At 43.0% G+C, this 3,266-nt stretch carries 3 protein-coding genes; 1 reads left to right on the top strand and 2 read right to left on the bottom strand.

Translation table 11 applies throughout. From position 1 onward, the window contains the following. Positions 1 to 286: 286 nt before the first annotated feature. Entirely contained in the window at positions 287 to 505 is a 219-nt protein-coding gene (locus AB4496_RS08460) for a hypothetical protein (protein ID WP_102257391.1), read from the bottom strand. A 185-nt stretch (positions 506 to 690) separates the two neighbouring features. Continuing rightward, on the bottom strand, positions 691 to 801 hold the full coding sequence (locus AB4496_RS08455; protein ID WP_371695879.1) for a hypothetical protein: 111 nt from the start codon (positions 799 to 801) through the stop codon (positions 691 to 693). 135 nt (positions 802 to 936) lie between these two features. Here AB4496_RS08455 and AB4496_RS08450 point away from each other — a divergent pair, with 135 nt between their 5' ends. Further along, entirely contained in the window at positions 937 to 1,857 is a 921-nt protein-coding gene (locus AB4496_RS08450) for an IS5 family transposase (RefSeq protein WP_372130809.1), read from the top strand. Positions 1,858 to 3,266: the final 1,409 nt, after the last annotated feature.

The following is a 3,266-nucleotide window of genomic DNA, read 5'->3' as shown; positions in this document are numbered from 1 at the left end:
ATCTAAGTTGACATTTTATGCGGCATACGGAACAGGGCAAGCCTGTATATCTCCCTATGGGAAAGCAGCCTGTAAAGGTTGCCGATAGGTATGCAGGTAAAGGAGGTTAGAAAAAGCGAATGCTACTTTGTAATGAAGTAGATACAGGTTATATCTGGCGCGAAAGCGAGCTGACTTCTAACTGGTCTCCCGTTGCGAGATAGCTTGAAGAACTTTATTAAAGAAGAAAAACAAATGATGATTTCGAATAAAATCAGTGCGTCTTCTGACAGCGAACCGTGGTTTCTTATTCATTAAATGGCCATTGGGGCAGTTTTAAAGCTTTAAGTGTGTATCGCAAAGGTAATTTTGTTACTGGGTGCTTAACGAGGCCTTTGTGGAGGCTTGAGCCGTATGCAGTGAAAGTTGCACGTACGGTTCTGAGGAGGGAGGCATCTGGGAACAGGTGCCGCCTATCCGACAGAGGCGTTTTAGCGATAATCGCCGTTAACTGTAATTTCGTCATTTTTAGCCTGTATTCTGGAGTTAAAGTGCTCCTGGATAAGAGTAACTTGGCGTTCATGTAAAAACAGTGTGTTCAAATCTACACCCCTTTCAAGAGGGGCGTTTTTCATCGATAATTTAGGCTCTTAGCGAAAACAAATAGTAATCGGGAAGTATTCCAAAAAATGCCCCTGTATTTTCAATTTTTCACCACACAGCCAAGTTAAAAGATTTTCGCTTCTTAAGCTCAATAAGCCATGAACCAAAATATTTTTCGACCGACTTATCTTTCCATAAAATTGACCTTGCGGCATGGATAAATAGCGTTCTCAGTTCTTTATTTCCTCTTTTTGATATTCCAAGTAGCGTTAACTGGCTTTGTTGCGTAATTCAATGGAACTAAATCAAGAACCTACGATCTGATCAGCTACGTTCACTACTTCTCGTAGCTCTATGCCTAAACCTCTTTACAAAACAACCAACTGGAAGCAATACAACCAATCACTCATTAACCGTGGCTCTCTGACCTTTTGGATTGATGAAGAGGCGATTAGCGGGTGGGCGCAAAGCAAACAGAATAAGCGCGATAGGCCACGTCGATTCAGTGATTTAGCTATCACGACAGCACTCATGGTGAAACGCGTGTTTTCTATGCCACTGAGAGCGTTGCAAGGATTTATCAACTCGATATTTAGACTGGCCCATGTTCCATTAAGCTGTCCGCATTACACCTGCATCAGTCGTAGAGCAAAGCAAGTTGAGGTCTCATTTAAGACAAAAACGAAAGGAGCGATACAGCACCTAGCCATTGATGCGACTGGCCTAAAGGTTTATGGCGAAGGTGAATGGAAAGTCAAAAAACACGGGACAGATGGCAAGCGTAGAGTCTGGCGAAAGCTTCATATTGCCGTCGATACAAGCACTCATGTAATTATTGCAGCCGAGCTAAGTTTATCGACGGTTAGAGATGGGGAAGTACTCTCGAACTTACTGAAACAAACACGCCGAAGTATCCTTGAGGTGTCTGGTGATGGTACTTACGACACGAGAGCATGTCACGCTGCTATTAAGATTAAGCGAGCCGTTGCGCTTATTCCCCCAAGAGAAGGGGCTGCCTTCTTGGAGCGTGGTCATCCTCGAAATCTCGCAGTGGGTTGCCAGAAGTTATACGGCTCAAATAAGTATTGGAAAGAGCGGTATGGATACCACAAACGTTCACTCTCAGAAACAGCGATGTATCGAGTTAAACAGTTACTAGGAGGACGATTGAGCTTAAGAAATTACAATGCGCAGGTGGGTGAGACTTACGCGATGATAAAAGCGTTGAACAAGCTTACTGGGTTAGGTATGCCTAAAGCTTGTCGTATTGACTAAGAAACACACGAAACGAAGTAGCTCTATCTCTAAATTTAATTACGCAACAAAGCCTATCGGCATAGCCTGCAGGCTTTTGAATGGCGAGGAAGCCACGAGAATAATAGATATAGCCAGAGAGTTTTTCGTTACAGCTGGTACGCACAGATTTGAGTCGGTTGAAACTGTTATAGCTATAAAGCGTATAACAAAGCTCTACATTTAAAGTCTCATATGCACCGCAAGCATGGTGTCACGCTGAATCCTAAAAAGGACATCAAGCCACTACTTGCAGTTGCCAAGAAATCGCGTAAATACCAATGGTTGAAGTAATATGATTCAATCGCCTTCCAGCAATCTGTGCTTAATCTTCACCAAGGCTTTAATAACTTCTTTAATCCGAAGTTGAAAGCGAAGTTGAAACGCGACAGAGGCTCCTTCGGGGCGAGTCCAATACACGGCAGAGGGACTCGCCTAATACTTAGTGGGAGAATCTGCTAGTTCTATGCCAGAGGAAGACATAAGTCGTAATTGAGTGAGTGTTACCACCCAACCCTCAGATTTCTTCTTTTCGAATCAGGGCAGGTAAAGCTTTCTCTAAACTTGGGGCCAGTTCAATTAGCCCGCTTGGGGTTTTCCGACCTAGAATTAGGTTTAATTATGCCGAAAAGTTATGCAAAAAGGAGCGTATTATTTGCCTTTTGCCGTTGTAGAAGACTAAGAGCTATAAAGTTTATCACGTCTGACGTAGGCTAAGGTCGCCCTTTCACGAATTAAGGAGGGCGTTAAAGGGAGAGGTTCTAGGCGGGATCGGCGAAGTTAAGGTGAACACCGTAACAAACTGAGCATGTGTGAATGCCAAATCAAGTGATGTGTTCTGCTGGGGTTCTGAGCAAAATAGGAAAAAGAAAAAAACGACATATGAGATCGTTGATGGTTACTGTCATGGAAGCTGGCTGGGAGCAACTAATGAGAAAATAAAACACTGCTCTCAACGGATCTTGTGGGACTTCCCTTTCGATATCAACCTCTAATCCATCAAGTAACGAGCTTCAAACCTAAAGAACATGAGTACTGCTGAGGACATTTTTCTGTTGAGATGTAACCAGTTCCGCTATTGGCATGCAAGATTCCCAAATCGTCTACTAATTAGATGGAGGATGAATTTTTCGGGGAAATGTGTTCAAGACCCCAATCAGCTGTAAATCGTAGAACGATTAACAAGGATGCCGTGTTCGGCCAACGTATAACTTAGATTGGCAGAGCTCAAAGTCGTAGAGGCATACCAGCGAACACACCAAAGAAGGAGGTTAGGGCGAAGTTTTTCCATTTGAACTCAAAGTTGGCCAGAGGGCGGGATTCGTTAAAACTCTCTTCTGTACATACATTATTACTGCGCTTTTCTAAATTTTTCATTATAAATTATAAAT

Source organism: Vibrio sp. 10N.222.46.A1 (assembly GCF_041473595.1).
GTDB lineage: Bacteria > Pseudomonadota > Gammaproteobacteria > Enterobacterales > Vibrionaceae > Vibrio > Vibrio tasmaniensis_A.
This window is presented reverse-complemented; position numbering and strand designations above follow the sequence as displayed.

Coding starts and splice junctions, on each gene's coding strand:
- AB4496_RS08460 (WP_102257391.1), bottom strand. CDS start 505: ATGACGAAATTACAGTTAACGGCGATTATCGCTAAAACGCCTCTGTCG.
- AB4496_RS08450 (WP_372130809.1), top strand. CDS start 937: ATGCCTAAACCTCTTTACAAAACAACCAACTGGAAGCAATACAACCAA.